This is a genomic window from Thalassospira sp. TSL5-1 (assembly GCF_001907695.1).
Classification (GTDB): Bacteria; Pseudomonadota; Alphaproteobacteria; order Rhodospirillales; family Thalassospiraceae; genus Thalassospira.
The window spans coordinates 240,372-261,375 of record NZ_KV880638.1 but is presented as its reverse complement, the minus strand read 5'-3'; the positions used below and the strand labels follow the sequence as shown (position 1 = coordinate 261,375).

Genomic DNA, 21,004 nt, shown 5'->3' with positions numbered 1-21,004 from the left:
AGAATGACCACGCTTTTAACCTCCCCCGATACCGGCGGTATTGAACGTTTGTGCAACCAGACTGTTCGGGAACGATTTTTAACCGCCCCGGCCCTGCCCGGCATTGAACGGATCGAAGCCCAGTTTTACGGCGACATGTTTGCTCCCCATCGCCACGATACCTATGCGCTGGGTGTGACCCTGCATGGGGTGCAAACATTTTCCTATCGGGGTGCCAAACAATTTAGCCAGCCTGGCAACATCATCGTCCTGCATCCTGATGAAACCCATGATGGCGGCGCCGGGACCGAGGCCGGTTTGCGCTATCGCATGCTCTATCTCGACCCGGCCCTGTTATGGCGCGGTCTGGGCGAAAATGCCCCCGGCCTGCCCTTTGTTGCCCAGCCGGTTTTTTCTGACGCCGCCCTCTCTGCCACATTGCTTGAAATGCTGGCCCATCTGGACAGCGATATTGATGAATTGCTGATTGACCAGTTTGTCTGTTCCGTGGCGGAGGGCCTGTGCCGCCATGCCAAACAACCGATTCGCCGCAGCAAAAAACTGGCCTTTCCCCGGCTTGCACGGGCGCGCGACTTTCTTGAAGCCAACACAGCCGACACCATCACTTCCACCGATCTGGAAGATGTTACCGGACTGGACCGCTATACATTGATCCGGCAATTCAAGGCCTGTTATGCCACCACCCCGCATCGCTTTTTGGTGATGCGCCGCCTGCAACAGGCCAAAACCCTGATTGCACAGGGCGAACCGCTTGCCGGGATTGCAACCGATACCGGATTTGCCGATCAAAGCCATCTCAACCGCCACTTCAAACAGGCCTTTGGCATTACGCCGGGCCGCTGGGCCGACATGATCCGCCCGCAGCTTTTAACACGACATGACAGTAAATAACGCCCCTTTCCCCTGCGGCAGCCAAAAGAAAACCGGCAGATGCGTACTCTGCCGGTCGTCCATGAGGTTAATTTGCCGAACACAGGATTTGATCAACCCTTGCGATAAGCGCCCTGACGTTCCAGCATCCAGCCTGGATATTCTGACGGTAGGGCACTGACCTGATCGAGCGCCTCCAGGTCCGCGCCGGTCAGCTTGATGCCGGTTGCCTTGATATTATCTTCCAGCTGATCAACGCGCTTTGCCCCGACAATCACGCTGGTCACAGCCTGCTGGTGCAGAAGCCAGGCAAGGGCTATCTGGGCGACACTGCAATCATGGGCCTTGGCGACGACCCGCATCGCATCAATGCAATCATAGGCGCGGTCACGATTAACGGGCGGAAAATCAAAATTTGCCCGGCGGCCTTCGCCATCGGTTTCGTTGTTGCGGTCATATTTACCACTTAACAAACCACCTGCCAGCGGGCTCCAGACCATCAGCCCCACATTTTCGGATTTCAAAAGCGGGATAATTTCACGCTCAAGGTCCCGTCCGGCCAATGTGTAATAGGCCTGAAGCGAGGCGAACCGCGCCAGATTTTTCCGTTCCGAAATGCCCAGCGCCTTCATGATCTGCCAGGCCGCCCAGTTGGAAACGCCGATATACCTAACATGCCCGTGCTTCACCAGCGTATCAAGGGCATCCAGCGTTTCCTCGATCGGGGTTTCGCTATCAAAACCGTGAATTTGGTATAGGTCGATATGGTCAAGCTGCAACCGCTTCAGGCTGCCCTTGATCTGATCCATAATGTGATAGCGCGACGCCCCGGTTGCATTGACATTTCGGCCCATACGGCCAAAAACCTTTGTCGCCACAACAACGTCCTCGCGGGGCACACCCAGGTTTTTCAGGGCCTGACCGGTGATTTCTTCTGACAGACCTTCGGAATAGACATTGGCGGTATCGATAAAATTGATCCCGGCATCCAGCGCGGTTTTCACCAGGTCATCCGCATCCTTTTGCCCAACGGCACCGATTTTCTGCCACATGTCGCCGTGGCCGCCAAAGGTCATGGTGCCAAGGCACAGTTCGGAGACAAAAAGCCCTGTTTTTCCAAGTTTGTTATATTGCATTGGTCCGGTCCTTTCGGGTCGTGAAAAAGAACGATGTGCCGTTCATCTGACAAAACAGGCCCGTTGTCTAAAAAGCGGTGACGAACGCATCAGGCCCTGTAAACCAGCACATAAATTTAAAATACCACCCGAAAAATAAGCCCCGATGCAAAGCTGGCAATAGCAGTTGGAGGATCAGGCAACGATCGCATTTTATTGTTTCATCGCTGAATCCTGACGAAACTTCGCCCTGTTGCCCCCAATTGGCATGATGGTTTCGCAACAGCCACCATTTTTAAAACTCTTTAATATCCATCGCGCATAGTAACGGATGTAAATGGGGTGGGCAGGCAAATCCATGATTTCAATTTCAAAACCGGGCAACCATCATGATCCGGGCAAAATACCACTAAGGCACAATAGGCTGCAGCGTATTTGCGGTGGCCTGCTTTTGGTCGCGGGCCTCTTGGCAAGTACGGGCTGCACGTCACTGGTGGTCGGGGCCGGAGCCACGGCCGGGGTGGCCGCAATGCAGGAACGCGGCTTTAAAAACTCGGTCAATGACAATGCCATTACCGCCAATTTGTGGCGCAAATATCTGGAAGTCGACAAAGACATGTTTGTCGATATCGACATCGAGGTGGTTGAAGGCGAGGTTCTTCTTGCCGGTCGGGTGCCCAGCGATGCCGTCGAAATGAAGGCGGTTGAAATTGCCTGGCAAACCAAAGGTGTCAAACGGGTAATCAATAAACTGCAGATCGGCAAGGAAGTCGGCCTGATTGATACGGCAAACGATCTTTTGATCAGCACCCGCATAAAAACCGCGCTGATGTTTGACAGCCGCGTTTATGCCATTAACTACAATATAGAAACCGTTGACGGCACCGTATATCTGATGGGAATTGCCCAAAACAAAGACGAGCTTGACCGGGTTATTTCGCATGTGCGGGCCACCAGCTATGTTAAAAGGGTTGTTAATTTCGTCCGCCTCAAGGACGACCCCACACGCAAGAGGACATAAAGATCACAGGCGTCATGACTGATACGGAACGGCATGAAACAGTCCTGCACTGGCTGAAATCCTATGCCGCAGGCGACTATCCGGATGCAACCGCAGCCGAGGCGGCCCTTTATCTGGCCAGCCTGGACCGGCCGGAGAATGACATCACCGCCTATTTTTCCCGTTTGGACGACATCTGTGAAGACCTTGAACGCGCCATTGCCGATACCAGCACCCTGGAGGGCACCCCGCCGCGTGTGATGGACCTTGCCATTGCCCTGCAAAATGTCATTCCCGGTTATCACGGCTTTCAGGGCGATGAGGAAAATTACGACGATACCGAAAACGCCAATCTGATGTGCGTGATCGACCGCAAACGCGGCCTGCCGGTTGCTCTGGCCCTGTTATATCTGCATGCCGCCGCGCGCTGCGGGCTGGACATGACGGGCATTGATTTTCCCGGCCATTTCCTGTTGCGCCTTGAGGCCAATGGCGAGCGGGTGCTGTTGGACCCGTTCCATAACGGCATTGTTCTGGGGGCGGCGGAACTGCGCGAATTGCTTAAGGCGTTTCAGGGCCTTGATGCCGAATTGCAGCCCGAACATTACCGCGAGGCCACTGACCGCACGATATTGTTACGGCTTCAAAACAACATTAAAGTCCGCGCGCTGCGCAGCGGTGATCTGGCCTATGCCACTACCATTCTCGAACGCTGCCTGATCATCGCCCCCGACGAACCGGGCCTGTGGCACCAGGCCGGCACCCTTCACGCCCGCCTCAACAATGATGAAAAGGCCCTGGCCTGCTTTGAGCAATTCCTGAAACTCAACCACGACCCGCGCCATCATCAGCGCATCAAAACCCTCGCCGCCGAGTTGCGCGACAGGATTGCCGGTATTTTACCCGGTAAGGTGGAAACAGTCGATGAAACGCCAGATGATACCGTTATCCCGTTTCATCCGGTCAAAAATACCGGGGCTTCAGACCTGGATAACACCCCACATGGCACATCATCGCCCGCCTCCCCGCCCCACGATGATTCATCACCGGCCTGAGCCTGAAAAATCTGAACACCGCTGATACATTTATGAATCAGGCATATACAAATATGTATCACCTGTTTTTTCCCGAAAAACGCCCTTTACTGCATGACATGGCAGCTCAACCAGGCAGAAGTTCGTTCTAACGTGCAGCTTGATCCCGACATCCGATCCAACGCGCAGAAGTAAAAAAACAGCCGCCAACAAGTATGATCTGCCGGGTGCCCCTTTAATCCTCCACAATATTTTTATGCCGTCTCCACCTCATCCCGGCGGCCAGAATGATGCCCGCTCAATGTGGTCGGCACACAAGCAGCGAGCGCAATTTCATATCCACATCGAAACGATATCGCGCCAAAAGCAGGCCATCTCCCAAAGCGTATTCGCCGCGTATTCCCCCAAGGGTGCTTCGACAAAATTGTCAAAGCACCCAATCTCCCAATCTGGCGCAAGCCACGCCAATATGTATCTCAACGGCCTCCATATCGCCGATATACCCATATAGAGTTAATTGATAACCACTATATAGATATTTTATTGAATTAAATAAAACTATCTAATCACGTACAAACTGGTTTGTATAATCTGTAAAGGGGCCAAAATTGATAAAATCATCGCTCTTTTTACCCATCAAAAACTCTGAAAGATGCTTATTCCCCTATAATTTGCCGTATTTTTACCGCGCACCGTCCTGTTTGACGCCCTCGTGCCAATTTCTGATACTCTGGTGCAAATCCAGCATTTCTGCCGTCTCGGGCGGGAAGAACAGCCGATTTTTCGTGGATCATTTTATCCATCCAGCTCGGCTGTGCCGACGGGCAGGAGCATCTCGGAATGGCACATGAGCCGATATAATTTTTGCCACCGACGCCGTCAAAAACTGCATATGCAGGTAAACACCTTATCCGATCAGCAATACACCCGCGCTGGCAATGGTCGCAAAACTTGCGTGGCAAACCTGAACGACTATACTGCCGCAAAACTTGCCCGGCGATGATGCCGGCCCATACCCAACCAGCAGGAATCTTACATGAGCGAACCCACCGTAGATGTCGTTGGCATCGGCAATGCCATTGTTGACGTTTTGACCCATTGCACCGAAGACGACCTTGCACGTCTGGAACTGGTCAAAAATTCAATGACCCTGATTGATGCCGGGCGCGCCGATGCCCTTTATGGGGAAATGGGTCCTGGCATCGAAATGTCGGGCGGGTCTGCAGGCAATACAATGGCCGGAATCGCAGCACTGGGCGGCAAGGGTGCCTATATTGGCAAGGTCCGCGATGACCAGCTTGGTGAGGTATTTCGCCACGACATTCGGGCAATGGGGGTCAGCTTTGACACGAAAGCAGCCAGCAAGGGCACATCAACCGCGCGTTGCCTGATTTTTGTCACCCCAGATGGGCACCGCACCATGAATACCTTTCTGGGCGCCTGCACCGAACTTGGCCCCGACGATATTGATGCCGAACTGATCAAATCGGCCAAGGTGACATATATGGAAGGTTATTTGTGGGACCGCGACGAAGCCAAGGAAGCCTTTATTCTGGCCGCAAAAATCGCCCATGAAGCCGGTCGCCAGGTATCCATCACACTGTCGGATTCCTTCTGTGTTGACCGTCACCGCGAATCCTTCCGTGATCTGGTGCATAACCATGTCGATATTCTTTTTGCCAATGAAGACGAAATCAAATCGCTTTACGAGGTCGAAACATTTGACGAGGCCCTGGCCGAAGTACGCCGCCATTGCAAGATCGCAGCCCTGACCCGCAGCGAAAAGGGATCGGTGATTGTTTCGGGTGACAGTGTCATTGAAATTGCGGCCGAACCGGTCAACAAGGTCGTTGATACCACCGGTGCTGGCGACCTGTTTGCCTCCGGATTCCTGTTTGGCTATACCCAGAATTATGATCTGGCAACCTGCGGGCGGCTGGGATCTATCTGTGCGGCCGAAATCATTTCGCATATGGGCGCCCGCCCGGATGCCGACCTGAAAGAGCTTTGCAAAGGGGCCATTCCGGCCTAAACTGTTGCAACGCTGAAATTTCACGGGACAGCAACAATGGGGCTGTCCCGCAGAAATACGCCATTGCCGGACGCATGGCTGCCATTTCAACGCTACCAGGCATTGACAATCTGCGGCCAATAGCGCATGTACCCGGCGTCTGTGTTGTATTTTTAAAAAATCAAGCACTCTGGCATTTGCAAGGCAGGTTATGCGCCGCCACCGGCGAGCAGCACCCTGCCTTCACCATATATATATCGACCAATCTTGTTTCTGACCGATGCGGCGGTACGACCGGCGCGCGGCATGTTATACGGAGTCCGCGCCCATGAACTTGCGCAATATCGCCATTATCGCCCACGTTGACCACGGTAAAACAACCCTGGTTGACTCCATGTTCCGTCAGTCCGGTGTCTATCGTGACAACCAGCGCGTTGATGAACGCGCCATGGACAGCAATGACCTGGAACGTGAACGCGGCATTACCATTATGGCAAAGCCGACCGCCATTCAGTGGGGCGACACCCGCATCAATATCGTCGATACACCGGGCCACGCCGATTTTGGTGGTGAAGTTGAACGTATCCTCTCGATGGTGGATGGTGTTGTTCTGCTGGTCGACTCGGCTGAAGGGCCGATGCCGCAGACCAAATTCGTTCTGGGCAAAGCCCTGAAACTTGGCCTGAAGCCGATTGTGATCATCAACAAGATCGACCGTCCGGACCAGCGCGCTGAAGAAGTACTTGACGAAATCTTCGATCTGTTCGTGTCGCTGGAAGCCAACGAAGAACAGCTTGATTTCCCGGTTCTTTACGCATCGGGTCGTGATGGCTGGGCGGCTGAAAATCCCGAAGGCCCGAAAGAAAACCTGACCCCGCTGATGGATCTGGTTCTCAACTATGTTCCGGCCCCCAAAGCCGAAGTTGACGCGCCGTTCGCCATGATCGCAACCATGCTGCATGCCGATAACTTCCTGGGCCGTATTCTGACCGGTCGTATCGCACAGGGCCGCGCCAAACTGAACATGCCGGTTAAGGTTCTGCGCGGTGATGGCACCGTCGAAACCGGCCGCCTGTCGAAACTGATGGGTTTCCGGGGTCTGGATCGTGTGCCGCAGGAAGAAGCCGAAGCAGGCGACATTATCGCCATTGCCGGTTTGACCGACGCCACCGTGGCCGACACCATCTGTGCTGCCGACGTTAAAGTCGCAATCAAAAGCCAGCCGATCGATCCGCCGACCCTGGCGATGACCTTCTCGGTCAACAACTCGCCGCTGGCCGGCCAGGAAGGCGACAAGGTTACCTCGCGTATGATCCGTTCGCGTCTCGAACGCGAAGTTGAAGGCAACATTGCCATTCAGCTGACCGAAACCGAAGACAAGGATGCCTTCGAAGTTGCCGGCCGTGGCGAATTGCAGTTGGGCGTTCTGATCGAAACCATGCGCCGCGAAGGCTATGAACTGTCGATCTCGCGTCCGCGCGTTCTGATCAAGGAAATCGACGGTGTTCTGTCTGAACCGTTTGAAGAAGTTCAGGTTGACGTTGACGAAGAATATGCCGGTTCCGTCGTTGAGAAAATGAGCCTGCGCAAAGCCGAAATGACCGACATGCGGTCATCGGGTGGTGGCAAGACCCGTATTCTGTTCCTTGCCCCCTCACGTGGCCTGATCGGCTATCATGGTGAATTCCTGACCGATACCCGTGGTACCGGCGTTATGAACCGTGTGTTCCATTCCTATGGCCCGGTCAAAGGTGCCATTGCTGGCCGTCGTAACGGCGTTCTGATCTCTAACGATCAGGGCGATGCGGTTGCCTATGCGCTTTGGGGTCTTGAAGATCGCGGCATAATGTTTATTGAGCCGGGCGCACGGGTTTATCAGGGCATGGTCATTGGTGAACACAACCGTGACAACGACCTGGAAGTCAACATCCTGAAGGGCAAAAAGCTGACCAACGTTCGGGCATCGGGCAAGGATGATGCGATCACCCTGACCCCGCCGCGCCAGATGAGCCTGGAAGAAGCCCTTGCTTACATCCAGAACGACGAACTGGTCGAAGTGACCCCGCAGAGCATCCGTATTCGCAAGCTGCACCTTGATCCGAATATCCGCAAGCGCGAAAGCCGCAAGAAAGAATCTGAAAACGCATAATCCAGTCGCGTTTTTACATTCCCAGACAAACGAAAGGGCCTGTCACATGACGGGCCCTTTTGCGTTGCCGCCATGTTTTTGGCTGAAATCGACCCTTCTTTTGTGCATTCTTTAACCGATAACGCCATAAGGTCGCCCATCGCAGGCAACCGGCGGATATGCAGGGGGAAGAATGAAGAGCCATACCAAACGCAGCTGGGGCGAAGCCTTTATGGCCCTGACCAATGGCCGGGTGATTACCATGCTGTTTTTGGGGTTTTCAGCAGGCATTCCCATTTTGCTGATTTTCTCGACACTGTCGATCTGGCTGCGTGAAGCCGGGGTGGAACGCGCCACCGTGACCTATTTCAGCTGGGCAGCACTGGGCTATTCCTTCAAATTTGTCTGGGCCCCCATCATTGACCGCCTGCCCCTGCCCGGCCTGCATGCCACGCTGGGGCGTCGGCGAAGCTGGCTGATTGTCGCCCAAACAGCCATTATCATTTCCATCCTGTGGATGGGCCTGACCGACCCGGCCCACCACTTGACCATGATGGCCTTTGCCGCCGTTGCCCTGGGATTCTCAGCCGCGACACAGGATATTGTCATTGATGCCTATCGCATCGAGGCGGTCGATACCGATTTGCAGGCAATGATGAGCTCCGCCTATATTGCCGGTTATCGTATTGGCATGATCGTCGCCGGTGCAGGGGCACTGACCATTGCCAGCCTGGTAGAGGGCAATGGCGCCTATATGCCGCTGGCCTGGCGGGTGGCCTATGGCTGCATGGCACTGGCCATGTGTGTGGGCGTTTTAACCACCCTTTTGATCAGCGAACCGGATGTTCCCCGCAAAGACAGCAAATATTTTCACCAGACCAGCGATTATATCCGCTTCCTGCTGATGTTTGCCCTGACGGTTATTGCCTTTATTGCCGCCAATATCTGGGCCGGGAACGCTATGTCACCGCTCAGGGAGAATTTCATTGCCACGGGCATGACCAAAGAACTGGCCGGTTTTATCACCGGCAGCCTGCAGCTTGCCATTGCAGTGCTGCTGGCAGTAGGTGTCGCCTGGCTAACCACCCTGATCGGCATTACACCGCGCGAGATGGTCCGCGAAACCTATATTGCGCCGGTAAAGGACTTTATTGATCGTTACGGCAAGGTCGCCATCATCGTTTTGGCCCTGATCGGTTTTTATCGCATTGCCGATATTGTCATGGGTGTGATGGCAAATGTGTTTTACACCGATATCGGCTTCTCCAAGGAAGAGATCGCGGCGGTTTCCAAAACCTTTGGCCTGTTCATGACCATTTGCGGCAGCTTTCTGGGAGGGATTCTGTCGGTGCGTTATGGCGTGATCAGGGTTCTGTTTCTGGGCGCGTTGCTATCGGCGGTCACGAATATCCTGTTTGCGATCATGGCGCAAATTCCGGCCAATACAGCGATGTTTGCCGTTGTCATCATGGCCGACAACCTTTCCGGCGGGCTGGCAACAGCGGCCTTTATCGCCTATCTGTCCGGGCTGACCAACATTTCCTTTACCGCCATGCAATATGCCATTTTCAGTTCAATCATGACCCTGTTTCCCAAGGTCATTGCCGGGTTTTCAGGTACCGCCGTTGATGCGGTTGGTTACCAGGCCTTTTTCGTTGGCACGGCCATCCTGGGGTTGCCGGTTCTCGTACTGGTGGTTCTGGCAGGCCGTCTAACCGATGTGGAACATCCAAAAGCCCGAAAAGCCCAGAACCCGAACCGGTAAAACCCTGAATGTACGCTTTCATCACAATGGAAAACGTCAGGGTTGCTTTGCAGGTGCAGGGGTCTTACATTTACAGGGCTGAGGCGATGGATTTCTCATCGCGCGTTCTCCAGAGGACTGGATGTTAGAGCTTGTGAGATAAGGCTCTCTGAACTTTCAGAGAGCCGGGTGAATTAAGAACCACTGAGCGCCTTGCGCTCGGGGTGTTTTTTCGCGTCTTCTCACGAGATTTCCATGAATATTTCACGACCCGAACAACGTGTTTTGCACGTTCTGGCCCTTGGTGGCCGCATTCTCCATGAAAGGGGCAATGGCCCCAAAGTCACCTCCGTCACCTGCTTCACACGCGACGGGATGGTGCTGTCCGACTGCAATCTGACCGTCTTTAACCGCCTCCGCAAAAAGCGTCTGATCGAGTCCCGGTCCGGCTGCCCCTATCGCATCTCGAAGCATGGGCGCGTTTCTGTACGTGCCCAACTCGACAATCAAGGCACGTAACATACTGATCCTGCAGGCACGCGCAAACGGGCTGCATCGTAATCCGATGCGGTCCTTCCACTCTCAGTTTCATGGAACTTAAACAATGGATATCCCACGTATTTTCAACATCACGGAAAGCAAACACCGGATTCATAATCCATTCACCCCCGACAAGTATGACACGCTCGGGCGGGTGCTTCGTCTGGAACCAGGGGCCAGCGTACTCGATCTCGGCAGTGGCTCGGGTGAAATGCTTTGCACCTGGGCGCGCGATTTCGGAATTACAGGCACCGGCATCGACATGAGCCAACTGTTTTCCGATCAGGCGAAACGCCGCGCCGAAGAACTCGGTGTCGCAGGGCGGGTTCGTTTCCTTCATGACAACGCGACCGGTTATGTCGCAAAGGAAAAGGTCGATGTCGCCGCCTGTATTGGAGCCACATGGATTGGCGGGGGCGTTACAGGGTCCATAGAGCTTCTGTCAAAAAGCCTTGTGCCGAACGGGATCATTCTCATCGGCGAGCCTTATTGGCACAAGCAACCGCAAAGCGAGGAGGCAATCAAAGCGTGCGGATCCGGGGCGCTCTCGGATTTTCTCATGCTTCCAGAGCTTCTCGCGTGTTTCGGCGATCTTGGTTACGACGTCGTGGAAATGGTTCTGGCAGATCTCGAAGGGTGGGACAGGTACGAAGCCGCCAAATGGCTCACCATGCGGCGCTGGCTCGAAGAAAATCCCGACGAAGACTTCGCGCAAGACATACGGCGCCATCTGTCGTCAGCCCCCGTGCGCTACGCCTCATATACACGTGAATACGTGGGATGGGGCGTCTTTGCGCTAATGGCGCGATAATATTCGTGCCAAACTCAGATCAAGCGGCTTCTGGTCGCCCAATCATGTGATGTCATCAGTAACATCGATTTTTAAAAACGGGTCCGTCACAATGGCACCCATATTAAGATCAAACAAAAACCCCGCAAAAATTGCGGGGTTTTTCGTCACCCGATATGGTTTCACAAACCGGGCAATGTCATGTTTTTCAGGCAGCCTGTTCGGCCTCGTCCTGGGTCAGCAACGCATAGATTGCATCGGCCGATGCAGCCCCGCGCAGCTTTTCACACATGCCCTGATTGCGCAGCAACCGCGAGATACGTGCCAAAGCTTTCAAATGGTCGGCTCCGGCTTCTTCCGGTGCGACAAGCATGCAGAACAGATCGACAGGCTGCTCATCGACAGCATCAAATTCGATCGGGTTCTGTGCCCGGGCAAACACCATATAAAGCCGGTCCAGATCGCCCAATTTGCCATGTGGAATAGCTACACCACCACCGACACCGGTGCTGCCCAGCTTTTCGCGGTCAAGCAAAACAGAGAATATCTGCCCTGCATCACGTCCCGTAACCTCGGCGGCTCTTTCTGCAAGTTCCTCGAGAACAGCCTTCTTGGCGCCGGAACGCAATGCCGGAATAACCCCTGTCGGGGAGAGAATTGTTGAAATGTCCATCTTTCGCGTTGCGTTGTTTGGACCAGAGGTCGCGCCCGTCAGGCTGCACCAGCTTTTTCATCAGCCGGGTCAAGCCAGCCGATATTACCATCGGCCCGACGATACACGACGTTCAATCCGCCATGTTTGCCATTCCGGAACATAAGGGCCGGAATATCCCCCAAATCGAGACGCATGACCGCTTCCCCTACCGAGAGCGTATCAATGCGATCAGGTGTTTCTGCCACGATCAGCGGGTCAAAGCCCTTGTCCTGTTCGTCGTCAGAATGGTCTTCGTCTTCCTGCTGGATCACGTAATGACGCGCATCCAGCAAAGCATTTTCATACTGATCACGGTTGGTGTGGTGATCACGCAGGCGCCGTTTATACCGGCGCAACCGTTTCGCCACCTTATCGCAAGCAGCATCAAAGGCCGGATAAACCTCATCCGCGGATGCTTTTGCCTGAACCAGCATGCCTTTGCCGACATGGACCGATATCTGTGTGTGATAAAGATGTGCCTGTTTGGTAATTGTTACCGTGGCTTCGATCGCATGATCGAAATATTTCTCTACCGCAAGGTCCAAGGTCTCGACGACGTGTTCACGCAAAGCGTTGCCAACGTCAAGTTGCTTGCCAATAACTGTAATCTGCATGGATCGCCTATCCCCAGTTGAGTGACTTCCAGTACATCTGCGAACGATGGTGCCCCTCAATCAGGTGGCGGCACCATATTCCGTCGCCAATGCCAAGTCAACATTTGGGTGTTAACCAATATGTTTCAATACCTTAGGCATTGTTTTCGAGCATCATGACCTATCTGGCCTGTGCTTTTTTCTCGCGCCGCCTTTGGACGGACGACGGAATCCGCATTGCCTCACGGTATTTTGCCACTGTTCTACGGGCAATGTCGATCCCTTCCTTTTGCAGAAGCTCGACAAGTTTGTCATCGGAGAGAATCTTTTTCGGATTTTCCGCATCAATCAATGACTTAATCCGGTGACGTACTGATTCCGAGGAATAGGAATCCCCCCCATCGGCCGATGAAATTGCCGTGGTGAAGAAGTATTTCAGCTCGAATATGCCACGCGGGGTCGCCATGAATTTGCCGTTGGTCACCCGCGACACCGTACTTTCGTGCATGCTGATGGCTTCGGCAATATCGCGCAAAATAAGCGGTCGCAGATGCGAGACCCCATGTGTAAAGAATCCGTCCTGCTGGCGAATGATTTCGGTTGCGACCTTGAGAATCGTGGTCGCGCGCTGGTGCAGGGCCTTAACCAGCCAGTTTGCAGTTTGCAAACGCTCATTGATAAAGGTTTTTTCTTCACGGTCGCGAATCCCGCTGCTGATCTCGGCAACATATTCCTCGTTGACCAAAACACGCGGCAACGCATCGCTGTTCAGCTCGATCATCCAACTGCCTTCCGACCCGGCACGGACCAGCACATCGGGAATAACCGGTGTTGCCGGTTCGCCATCACTGGTACGCCCCGGACGGGGATCAAGCGTGCGAATCTCGGCAATCATATCGGCCAGGTCATCACCATCAACACCACAAATCCGGCGCAGGCGATCAAACTCTCGCCGTGCCAGCAATTCAAGGTTATTTACCAGCGCAGCCATTGCCGGATCATAACGGTTCTGGTCCCGCAATTGCAGTTCCAGACATTCCGCCAGATTGCGGGCAAAAATCCCGACCGGCTCGAATCCCTGCATCTGACTCAAAACCGCCTCGACATCGGCCAAATCACAGCCAAGGGCATCGGATACTTCGGCCAAATCCCCGCTGACATAACCATTATCATCAAGCATATCGATCAGATAGCTGCCGATCATCCGCATGACCGGCGATGAAAAAGCGAGATTAAGCTGGTCATCCAGGCTTTGGCGCAGGGTTTGAGTATCGGCAAGGGTTTGCTCCAGCCCGGGCAATTCATCGCCATCGGCCCCGCCCATGCCACCGCCGCTATAGGGCAGCGAATAATCATGTCCCGCGCCAACCGGCGCGCCATCCGGGGTAATTTCGCCTTCGCCATCATAAAGGGCGTCACTGGCACAATCGAGCGGGCTACTGGTTTCAGAGCCCATGCTGTCGCTGCTCGCCAGACGGTCTGTCCCCCGCAAATCCTCGCGATCCCGGAAATCGTCAATCGCGCGGGCATCCAGGCCCTGCTCCCCATTGCCCACGGCATCATCACCGGTTTCGGCATAAGTTTGCCCCGGCTCCGCCCGTTCAAGAAGCGGATTTTCCAGCAGTTCGCTGTCGATAAAGTTGGAAAGCTCGATATTGTTAAATTGCAACAGCTTAATCGCCTGCTGCAATTGCGGCGTCATGACAAGAGACTGTGACTGACGAAGATCAAGCCTTGCCTTCAGGGCCATATCAGTACCTACCCCGTATCAATCCGCTTTCCCCCATTTTCCTGCCTCATTTACTTTTATGACTGATCCACATTTCTTTGACGATGCGGTATCAGATCAACAGACCCTCATGACAAAACAACCCTACCGCGAACAGCCCTTCCAGACACACGGCCAACCGTTAAATCTATTGTTATCAGTCTGAAAAAGACAGGAACAGCCAAATATGAAACGGTCTTGTTCTAAAGGCTGAATCTGTCACCCAGATAGACGCGGCGAACATCGACATTGCGTACAATCTCGTCCGGGCCGCCTTCCATCAATACCCGACCATCGTGCAAAATGTAAGCCCGGTCAATAATATCAAGGGTCTCGCGCACATTATGATCGGTAATCAGAACCCCGATGCCCCGGTCTTTCAGGTGACGGACAAGATCACGGATATCCCCAACGGCAATCGGATCAATCCCGGCCAGGGGTTCGTCGAGCAACACAAAATTGGGGTGGGCAGCAAGTGCACGGGCAATTTCGCAGCGCCGGCGTTCCCCGCCCGACAGGGCCAGGGCCGGGGTGCGGCGCAAATGCTCGATGGCAAATTCAGCCAGCAGGTCTTCCAGATTTTGCTCGCGCTTGATGCGGTCGCCTTCAATCACCTCAAGCACGGCCATGATGTTCTGTTCCACCGTCATACCGCGAAAAATTGAGGCTTCCTGCGGCAAATAGCCAATGCCCATGCGGGCACGCTGATACATTGGCATCATGGTGATGTCGTTGCCATCCAGCGAAATGGTACCGCGATCAGGCGAAATCAGCCCGGTAATGATATAAAAGCTGGTGGTTTTACCCGCCCCATTCGGGCCCAGCAGACCAACAGCCTCACCGCGCTGGACCGAAATTGAAACATCCTTCAGAACCGGGCGCTTTTTAAAGCTTTTGCCCAGATTATGTGCCACCAGCCCCTTATTCGCACTTACCAGTCGCGGACCACCGGCACTATCGGTGTCCGCCATGACAAATGGTGCATCCGCACCGTTACTTTTTGTGCTTTTCCGAGACCAGAACACGATCCGACCCTTCGTCAGTTTGTTTTGCCAGCAGCATCGCCACCGGTTTTGGGTTTCTTTTGGTTTTCAGGTACCAGCAGGCCGCGCACCCGCGATTTGCCATCACCCTTGTTATCTGCCATCAGGCGGCTGATACCGGTTTTAAGGTCAACCACGGCCCGATCACCATTCAGCTGGTTTTTGCCGCGCGTGATCTTAACCGATCCGGTCAATGTGGCGATACCCGTTTTCGCGTCATAAACGCCTTGATTGCCAACGACATAATCCGTCGGAGTCTCAATGGTGACATGACCATAACCGTCAATACGTTCCAACTGGTTCTCCCCCTTTGGCGAGGAGATAAAACGGGCCGTCAAGACATCAGCCTTCAGCTTGCGCCCCTGTGAAATCGCCACCGCATCCCCACGCGCCACCGCCATGCGTTTTGCTTCCCAATATTCCAGGCTATCCTTGGCGGTCAGGGTTTCGGTCGGTGTGCTGTATTTCAGGTTTTTGCCGGTCAAAACCACAACGGCCTGGTCAATGTCGTAAATTGCCAAATCCCCGGTGGCGGTATCGGTATTTGTCGATAATTTTACATGCCCATGCGCCTCGATCCGGTAAATCTCGGTCTGGCCATTGGTTTCGCGGTAAAAGGCGCGCAATTCATCGGCATGTATCTCGGACTGGCCACGCCGGGCAAAGGCATTGCCGCGCGCAATCAACACATTGTCGTTGCGGCGCCATTCAATACCGTTATCCGATTCAACATCCAGCCCGCCTGCACCCTGCTGGGTCAGGCCCAGCGATGCGGCCGATGCGCCATGCGTCAACGAAAAGCAGGCAAGCCCCATCACAAGCGTCGCCGCAACCAACAATCCACCCCCGCGCGGCGTTCTGATCATGATTTCCCTTTCAATGCCTTTTCAAATACCTTGAGTTTGGATTTGCCCAGAAAATGAATAACAGACCCCTTATTTTCCAGCTCAAACCCTGAATCCGATTTAATCGTGCCAAACGGCCCCTGCCCGTCAACCGGCTCCGTCCCGCTGGCATTACCGTCTTTCAGTTTGATCTCGGCACTGTTGGTATGAATCTCGAACCCCTTGTCGTGATACATGTTCACCGCACCATTCAGATCAAGCCTGCTTTTGCTTTCCGTATAAAACCCCTTGTTTGCCGTCAGGGCAACCCAGCTGCCATCGGTCATGGTCATATCGGCCTGCGGTTGCTCCAGCATCACATGTTCCATCGCCCCTTCGCCATCCTTGCGCTGCTCGATGGCTTCGGTCGCTGTCACCGTAAAAGGCTGGCGCTTGGTATCCACACCAAAAAAGCGCGGATTGCTCATGGCAACATTTTCCATCAAATCGTCGGGTGAACTGGAAAAGCCAAGATGAAATCCGCTTTCCTGCACCTGTTCGATCTGGGGCCACAAGACCACCAGTGCCAGCAACCCCGCCGCAATCAGGGGCAGCATCAGTTTTAGCATCAAAACGATGCTGCGCCGAAAGGGATTGATCCTGACATCGCGCCGCGTTTCGGACAACCGGTCCCGCGAGCGCGGCCCGGGCGTCCGGGGCGCTTGCGGTGACGGGGTATCGGATTTATCGGCGCTCATGCTCAGGCAACCCCCAGACGCAGCAGGTCATGGATATGGACAAGGCCACAGGGCAGCCCCTGATCATCGACCACAAACAGCGACGTGATGCTGCGATCATTCATGATCGCCAGCGCCTCGACGGCCAAAAGGTCCGGGGTGATGGCCTTGGGATTGCGGGTCATGACATTGGCAACCGGCCTTGAGACCAGATCATCGCCCATATGGCGGCGCAAGTCGCCGTCGGTCACAATGCCGACCAGCTTGGCATCATCATCGGTTACACCGACACAGCCAAAGGATTTACCCGTCATTTCCATCAGCGCATCGGACATGCGTGCCGCCTCGGAAATAAGCGGCAACTGGTCCGCCCCGTGCATCACCTCGCGCACATGCAACAACCGCTGCCCCAGCTTGCCCCCGGGGTGGAAGGTGCGGAAATCATCGGCGCTAAAGCCGCGCCGTTCCATCAGGGCAACGGCCAGCGCATCCCCCAGGGCCAGCATGGCCGTGGTCGATGTGGTTGGCGCCTGGCGGTTGGGGCAGGCTTCGGCACTGTTGGGCAGAACCAATGGATAATCACATTGCGAGCCCAGCGAACTTTCAGCCCGGCGGGTCATGCCGATCAGCGGAATATGAAAGCGCCGCGTATAGGCGATAATATCGGAAAGTTCCGGGGTTTCGCCCGAATTGGACAGCGCCAGAACCGCATCATCCTGGCCGATCATGCCCAAATCGCCGTGGCTGGCCTCGGCCGGATGAACAAAAAACGATGGCGTACCGGTGGATGCAAAGGTCGCCGCGACCTTTTTGGCAATATGGCCGCTTTTGCCCATGCCGGTCACAACCAGCCGCCCCTTGAGCCCCTCGATCATGGACAGCGCACGACAAAAATCGCCATTCAGCGACTGTGCCAGCTCCTCCAGGGCAGCGGCTTCGATCCCAAGCACCTTGCGGGCTACAGCAATGTCTTTTTGTTCCGTTTCGCTAACTGTCATGGCGTTCTTCATGGTCATCCGTCGGATGCAGTCCGGTTGTTATACGCTAACAACCGGGGTCACTGGCGCAAAAATGTGGCAAGAACCGGGTTCCTGACCACTCAGGCACAGTCAAGACGTTCTAATGAGCAAAGATGTCTGTTTCTGCCCATCCCGCAAGGTCCAGGCTGGCACGGGTCGGCAGGAAATCAAAACAGGCCTTCGCAATTTCCATGCGACCTTCCCGCTCCAGGCGGCGATCCAGTTCTTCTTTCATTTTATGCAAATAAAGAACGTCGCTGGCGGCATAGGCAATCTGTTCAGGTGACAGATCGGCCGCCCCCCAGTCGGAGCTTTGCTGCTGTTTGGAAATTTCGACACCCACCAATTCGCGCACCAGATCTTTCAGGCCGTGCCGATCGGTATAGGTTCGCACCAGTTTGGAGGCGATTTTGGTGCAATAAACCGGGGCACAGCGCACACCAAGATAAGCATCCATCACCGCAATATCAAAACGGCCAAAATGAAACAGCTTCAGGACGTCCGGGTCGGCCAGCATTTTTTTCAGGTTGGGCGCGCTATAATCCGCCCCGTCAAATTTGACCAGATGGGCATCGCCATCACCGGCGGACAATTGCACGACACACAAGCGGTCCCGATGCGGGTTCAGCCCCATCGTTTCACTGTCAATTGCAACAATTTTGCCAAGATCCAGCCCGTCGGGCAGATCGCCGTGATGGAGGTAATTTGTCATCGCGCGTCTCCGGTCAGAAAGTTTGGCCTTGTCTTAACACAGCAAGGCCGCGCCCGCGATGCAAAAGACGCCTTTTTACCCCCATTAAATCCACGATTTCCGCATCTCCCGGCCTAGCAGGCATGATGCCCCCCACCTAACGGGCAAGTGCCTTGGAATCCTTAAAAACTTTTAACGCGGCCACGGCACAGGAAATCGACATCCAGGTCAGGATCGCCGGCCAGTTGGAAAACGCGCTCTGGGTCGCAGCAAAGGGAAAAAGGCTGACATTCAATGTCGCCAGATAAAGGGCGACCAGCACGGTCTGCTGTTTGCCAAGCCGTATCATCCGCAACCCGGCCCAAACCACGAGCACAACAAAAACCAGCCAAGGCAATGTCCCAACCAAACCGCTGCTCGAAAGCCATTCCATATAAATATTATGCGGGTGCGGATAACAGCCAAATTCCAGGGCTTCCGGCGGCATTTCTGCCTTACAGACTTTCTCGAAACTGCCCATACCAATGCCGGTCAGGGGATGCTCGGTAAAAAAGCGCCAGCCCATCAGGGCCAATTGCCCGTAAATCGAGGCGGCATAATCCGATACGATATGTTCCAAATCAGCCAAACGCCCGGCAATACGGCTGCTGAATGTCAGCAAAGCCCCAATTCCAGCAGCCCCGGCAATGCCAAGCCCGATGGAAATCAATCGGGCACGCCCGCCGACCAAAAACAGCCCGATCACAACCGCCACAATCCCGGCAAGAGTCAAAACACTGGCGGTACGTTCGCCGCTTAAAAAGATCACGGCCAACACCGGCAGCATGACCAAGGCACTAAAGGCAAATGCCTTTTTTTCCTCAAACACCTGACGGGCAACAAAGGCCAGCGCCATCACGGCAAAAGCCAGCTTGGACATATAACTGCCAATATTCGGACGATCCAGCGGGCCGGTCAGGCGCCCCGCGAAACTCGCCATTTTCTGCCCGCCGAGCAACGAATATCCCGTTACGAACTGAAAAAGCGCATCCAGTGCCGCCAGCAGCAATGCGGCAGACACCACCCAGCACAGGAGCTTTACGACTTTTCGATCCGAGATCAACCAGCGCGTTGCCGCGGCATAAAACACCACAAAACGCACCCATATCAGCCCGCGGGTGAAATTTTTGCCCGGATACTCGCCAAATGGCGCTGCAATCGCCACCAACATCAACAAAGCCACCAACAGGGCCAGAATATCAGCCTCGCGCGCCCAAGCCCAGTCACGCCGCAGCGCACTGCGCACCAGAAACAAAATACCAACCAGCGACAGCGCGACATCTGCGGGCCCCCGGGCAAATAACAACAAAACCGGGATCAGACACAAAAACACCAAGGCGGTGGCGCGCAGGCGGGCTTCAATTTTTTCGCCGTAAGGCAAGGCGGCAGATAAGTTCGTCACTGTTAATCGGGCCTCCGGACCGCGGGTATCATCTTGAACGCCGTGTAAAGCGCATCGAGAAACGCGCCATCAGCCTTAAACAGGCCCAACTTGGCAGCGAAATAGGCAAATTGCAGCTTCAGCCCCGGCATGGCATAGCCATCGCGCAAGGCCTTGCGGGCGGCAGAAATACATTTTTGCCCCAGCTTCTGGCGATAGGTCGCGTCAAGCTGCGGATGCTGGCGCAAAAAGTGATAAAAAGTCATGAAGCGATCATGATGCTGCTGAATTTTATTATCCGACAGATGGCTGCCTTCATCGGGCACCCATGTCACCACGGCGGTGGTATCAAGCAAGCAGCGCGCCTGTGCGGCCAGGCGCAAGGGCAGCGATTCATCCTGAATAAAAACACCCTCATCACAGCCCCCTGCCTTGGCAAACAGGCCGCGTTCCACAAGCCAGGTCATGCGCACCAGGCCCTTTCCCAAGGCGCGCTTCAGCGGATTTTCATGCACCTGTGTGGCAATATCAGCCGGGATTTCGCGGGCGTGAATATCGGCAATCGCATCGCCGGTTTTGTGCCATTTGCCATGCACCATGTCCGCCCCGTGGCGGCGTGCCAGCCCAAGCAGAGTGGCAACGGCATTGGGCGCAATCACTTCATCGCAATCAAACAGCACCAAAAATTCGCCGGTCGCGACCTTCGCCCCCTGATTCAGGCGAACCGCAGGGCCTTTATTATCCGTATTTTCAACGATCTGCACATCAGCAATCCCGGCCGTTTCGGCACGCAAAACCGAAAGCGAATCATCAGACGACGCATCATCAACAAAAATATATTCCGCAGAAAAATCGCCTGTTTGCTGGCGCAGGGACCGGATAAAAAACGGCAAAACAGCCGCCTTGTTATAAACCGGCAGAACATAACTGATATCTGGCACCCGCGCCCCCATTTGCCAAATTCGTGCTGAACCGTTCTAGCG

The 21,004-nt window shown here is 54.6% G+C and carries 19 protein-coding genes; 8 read left to right on the top strand and 11 right to left on the bottom strand.

Going from position 1 to position 21,004, the window contains the following annotated elements:
* Window positions 1–3: 3 nt before the first annotated feature.
* Entirely contained in the window at window positions 4–891 is an 888-nt protein-coding gene (locus LF95_RS10740) for an AraC family transcriptional regulator (RefSeq protein ID WP_073955152.1), read from the top strand.
* Between the two features lie 92 nt (window positions 892–983).
* Here the strand turns inward: LF95_RS10740 and LF95_RS10735 are convergent, their stop codons facing one another.
* Window positions 984–2,006, bottom strand: a complete 1,023-nt coding sequence (locus LF95_RS10735; RefSeq protein WP_073955151.1) for an aldo/keto reductase — start codon at window positions 2,004–2,006, stop codon at window positions 984–986.
* A gap of 337 nt (window positions 2,007–2,343) precedes the next feature.
* On the opposite strand from LF95_RS10735, the gene LF95_RS10730 reads away from it, so the two are divergent.
* The 7 genes from LF95_RS10730 to LF95_RS10700 all read left to right on the top strand — a co-directional run bounded on the left by LF95_RS10730 (window position 2,344) and on the right by LF95_RS10700 (window position 11,253).
* Window positions 2,344–3,006 (top strand): BON domain-containing protein, encoded by a 663-nt coding sequence (locus LF95_RS10730; RefSeq protein WP_083607755.1) that lies wholly within the window; start codon window positions 2,344–2,346, stop codon window positions 3,004–3,006.
* 14 nt (window positions 3,007–3,020) lie between these two features.
* Entirely contained in the window at window positions 3,021–4,040 is a 1,020-nt protein-coding gene (locus tag LF95_RS10725; RefSeq protein WP_083607633.1) for a SirB1 family protein, read from the top strand.
* Between the two features lie 1,015 nt (window positions 4,041–5,055).
* Window positions 5,056–6,051, top strand: coding sequence for an adenosine kinase (locus LF95_RS10720; RefSeq protein ID WP_073955150.1), 996 nt, complete (start codon window positions 5,056–5,058; stop codon window positions 6,049–6,051).
* A gap of 307 nt (window positions 6,052–6,358) precedes the next feature.
* Window positions 6,359–8,179, top strand: coding sequence for a translational GTPase TypA (gene typA, locus LF95_RS10715; protein WP_073955149.1), 1,821 nt, complete (start codon window positions 6,359–6,361; stop codon window positions 8,177–8,179).
* A gap of 172 nt (window positions 8,180–8,351) precedes the next feature.
* Complete coding sequence (locus LF95_RS10710; RefSeq protein ID WP_073955148.1) at window positions 8,352–9,923, top strand: AmpG family muropeptide MFS transporter; 1,572 nt, start codon at window positions 8,352–8,354, stop codon at window positions 9,921–9,923.
* A 234-nt stretch (window positions 9,924–10,157) separates the two neighbouring features.
* Window positions 10,158–10,421, top strand: coding sequence for a YjhX family toxin (locus tag LF95_RS10705; protein ID WP_073955147.1), 264 nt, complete (start codon window positions 10,158–10,160; stop codon window positions 10,419–10,421).
* Window positions 10,422–10,506: 85 nt separating this feature from the next.
* Window positions 10,507–11,253, top strand: a complete 747-nt coding sequence (locus LF95_RS10700) for an SAM-dependent methyltransferase (RefSeq protein WP_073955146.1) — start codon at window positions 10,507–10,509, stop codon at window positions 11,251–11,253.
* A gap of 187 nt (window positions 11,254–11,440) precedes the next feature.
* On the opposite strand, the gene ptsN is transcribed toward LF95_RS10700, so the two are convergent.
* The 10 genes from ptsN to LF95_RS10650 form a co-directional block, all read right to left on the bottom strand.
* Window positions 11,441–11,905 carry a PTS IIA-like nitrogen regulatory protein PtsN gene (gene ptsN / locus LF95_RS10695; protein ID WP_073955145.1) on the bottom strand — a complete coding sequence of 155 codons (465 nt, stop codon included), beginning with the start codon at window positions 11,903–11,905 and terminating at the stop codon, window positions 11,441–11,443.
* Window positions 11,906–11,943: 38 nt separating this feature from the next.
* Window positions 11,944–12,540: a ribosome hibernation-promoting factor, HPF/YfiA family gene (hpf, locus tag LF95_RS10690; protein ID WP_073955144.1), complete on the bottom strand. Its 597-nt coding sequence runs from the start codon at window positions 12,538–12,540 to the stop codon at window positions 11,944–11,946.
* Window positions 12,541–12,700: 160 nt separating this feature from the next.
* Complete coding sequence (gene rpoN, locus LF95_RS10685) at window positions 12,701–14,269, bottom strand: RNA polymerase factor sigma-54 (RefSeq protein ID WP_073955143.1); 1,569 nt, start codon at window positions 14,267–14,269, stop codon at window positions 12,701–12,703.
* A gap of 221 nt (window positions 14,270–14,490) precedes the next feature.
* Window positions 14,491–15,258 (bottom strand): LPS export ABC transporter ATP-binding protein, encoded by a 768-nt coding sequence (gene lptB / locus LF95_RS10680; protein WP_073955142.1) that lies wholly within the window; start codon window positions 15,256–15,258, stop codon window positions 14,491–14,493.
* 68 nt (window positions 15,259–15,326) lie between these two features.
* A complete protein-coding gene (locus tag LF95_RS10675; RefSeq protein ID WP_073955141.1) occupies window positions 15,327–16,196 on the bottom strand; it encodes an LptA/OstA family protein in 870 nt (289 codons plus the stop codon).
* On the bottom strand, window positions 16,193–16,912 hold the full coding sequence (gene lptC / locus LF95_RS10670; protein ID WP_083607632.1) for an LPS export ABC transporter periplasmic protein LptC: 720 nt from the start codon (window positions 16,910–16,912) through the stop codon (window positions 16,193–16,195). The genes LF95_RS10675 and lptC overlap by 4 nt, the downstream gene beginning before the upstream one ends.
* Before the next feature lie 2 nt (window positions 16,913–16,914).
* On the bottom strand, window positions 16,915–17,889 hold the full coding sequence (locus LF95_RS10665) for a KpsF/GutQ family sugar-phosphate isomerase (RefSeq protein WP_073956182.1): 975 nt from the start codon (window positions 17,887–17,889) through the stop codon (window positions 16,915–16,917).
* Window positions 17,890–18,010: 121 nt separating this feature from the next.
* Window positions 18,011–18,622, bottom strand: a complete 612-nt coding sequence (locus LF95_RS10660; RefSeq protein WP_073955140.1) for a ribonuclease D — start codon at window positions 18,620–18,622, stop codon at window positions 18,011–18,013.
* Window positions 18,623–18,758: 136 nt separating this feature from the next.
* Complete coding sequence (locus tag LF95_RS10655) at window positions 18,759–20,042, bottom strand: O-antigen ligase family protein (protein ID WP_083607631.1); 1,284 nt, start codon at window positions 20,040–20,042, stop codon at window positions 18,759–18,761.
* A 2-nt stretch (window positions 20,043–20,044) separates the two neighbouring features.
* Entirely contained in the window at window positions 20,045–20,962 is a 918-nt protein-coding gene (locus LF95_RS10650) for a glycosyltransferase family 2 protein (RefSeq protein ID WP_073956180.1), read from the bottom strand.
* Window positions 20,963–21,004 lie beyond the last annotated feature (42 nt).

Excerpts from the sequence above, each read along its gene's own strand:
- LF95_RS10660 (WP_073955140.1), bottom strand. The coding sequence starts at position 18,622 with ATGACAAATTACCTCCATCACGGCGATCTGCCCGACGGGCTGGATCTT.
- LF95_RS10665 (WP_073956182.1), bottom strand. The coding sequence starts at position 17,889 with ATGACAGTTAGCGAAACGGAACAAAAAGACATTGCTGTAGCCCGCAAG.
- rpoN (WP_073955143.1), bottom strand. The coding sequence starts at position 14,269 with ATGGCCCTGAAGGCAAGGCTTGATCTTCGTCAGTCACAGTCTCTTGTC.
- hpf (WP_073955144.1), bottom strand. The coding sequence starts at position 12,540 with ATGCAGATTACAGTTATTGGCAAGCAACTTGACGTTGGCAACGCTTTG.
- lptC (WP_083607632.1), bottom strand. The coding sequence starts at position 16,912 with ATGAGCGCCGATAAATCCGATACCCCGTCACCGCAAGCGCCCCGGACG.
- LF95_RS10740 (WP_073955152.1), top strand. The coding sequence starts at position 4 with ATGACCACGCTTTTAACCTCCCCCGATACCGGCGGTATTGAACGTTTG.
- ptsN (WP_073955145.1), bottom strand. The coding sequence starts at position 11,905 with ATGGACATTTCAACAATTCTCTCCCCGACAGGGGTTATTCCGGCATTG.
- LF95_RS10700 (WP_073955146.1), top strand. The coding sequence starts at position 10,507 with ATGGATATCCCACGTATTTTCAACATCACGGAAAGCAAACACCGGATT.
- LF95_RS10720 (WP_073955150.1), top strand. The coding sequence starts at position 5,056 with ATGAGCGAACCCACCGTAGATGTCGTTGGCATCGGCAATGCCATTGTT.
- typA (WP_073955149.1), top strand. The coding sequence starts at position 6,359 with ATGAACTTGCGCAATATCGCCATTATCGCCCACGTTGACCACGGTAAA.
- LF95_RS10725 (WP_083607633.1), top strand. The coding sequence starts at position 3,021 with ATGACTGATACGGAACGGCATGAAACAGTCCTGCACTGGCTGAAATCC.
- LF95_RS10705 (WP_073955147.1), top strand. The coding sequence starts at position 10,158 with ATGAATATTTCACGACCCGAACAACGTGTTTTGCACGTTCTGGCCCTT.
- lptB (WP_073955142.1), bottom strand. The coding sequence starts at position 15,258 with ATGGCGGACACCGATAGTGCCGGTGGTCCGCGACTGGTAAGTGCGAAT.
- LF95_RS10675 (WP_073955141.1), bottom strand. The coding sequence starts at position 16,196 with ATGATCAGAACGCCGCGCGGGGGTGGATTGTTGGTTGCGGCGACGCTT.
- LF95_RS10710 (WP_073955148.1), top strand. The coding sequence starts at position 8,352 with ATGAAGAGCCATACCAAACGCAGCTGGGGCGAAGCCTTTATGGCCCTG.
- LF95_RS10735 (WP_073955151.1), bottom strand. The coding sequence starts at position 2,006 with ATGCAATATAACAAACTTGGAAAAACAGGGCTTTTTGTCTCCGAACTG.
- LF95_RS10730 (WP_083607755.1), top strand. The coding sequence starts at position 2,344 with ATGATTTCAATTTCAAAACCGGGCAACCATCATGATCCGGGCAAAATA.